This window comes from Methylobacterium nigriterrae (assembly GCF_037106235.1).
Classification (GTDB): Bacteria; Pseudomonadota; Alphaproteobacteria; order Rhizobiales; family Beijerinckiaceae; genus Methylobacterium; species Methylobacterium nigriterrae.
Genome location: NZ_JBAWTG010000489.1, coordinates 1 through 606 on the forward strand (window position 1 = coordinate 1; position 606 = coordinate 606).

Annotated in this window: 1 protein-coding gene; it reads right to left on the minus strand. The window is 69.1% G+C overall.

Annotated features, from left to right (window positions below; translation table 11 throughout):
* On the minus strand, positions 1 to 554 hold a 554-nt coding region (locus WDW90_RS37885), incomplete at its 3' end, for a Crp/Fnr family transcriptional regulator (RefSeq protein WP_336492844.1).
* Positions 555 to 606 lie beyond the last annotated feature (52 nt).

The following is a 606-nucleotide window of genomic DNA, read 5'->3' on the forward strand; positions in this document are numbered from 1 at the left end:
GGACGGTTGACCCCGAGCATCAGCGACAGGAACCGGTGCGTCGTCGGCAGCTCGTCGCCCTCCGTGCGGTCGTGGCACATCAGAAGCCAGCGCGCGAGACGCTGCTCCAGCTTGTAGCGCGTGTTGGCCAGGGCCGTGCCGGCGACCTGGACATTGAGGGACTGAACGTAGCGCAGCAGCAGCGCGTGCAGACCGGGACTGCTGCCGAGGACCTCGCGCAGGGCCTTCGAGGACACGCTCCAGGCGTAACCCGTCGCCTGCACCCGATCTTCGTGCGGGGTCCGATCCGTCCCGAACAGCACCGGCACGCCGACCATGCCCTCGCGACCGACGAGCGCCAGCTCGATCTGCTTGCCGTCGGCTGCTGTGACGATGTGGGAGAGGATCCCGTCCTCGACGAAGCAGACGCGCTCGATCGGCGTGTCGGCTCGGATCAAGACCTCGCCCAGCCGGAGCGGCACGGTCATCAGGTGAGGCTGCAGCAGGGCGAAGTCCGCCTCGGGCAGAGCCTTCAGCAGCCGGTTGTGGCAGGCGCGTTGGATGGATGCGGGCACGATCCCGTCCTCGCTGGGGCGGGAGCCATGAGCCCTCGACCGCTTGCGCCCG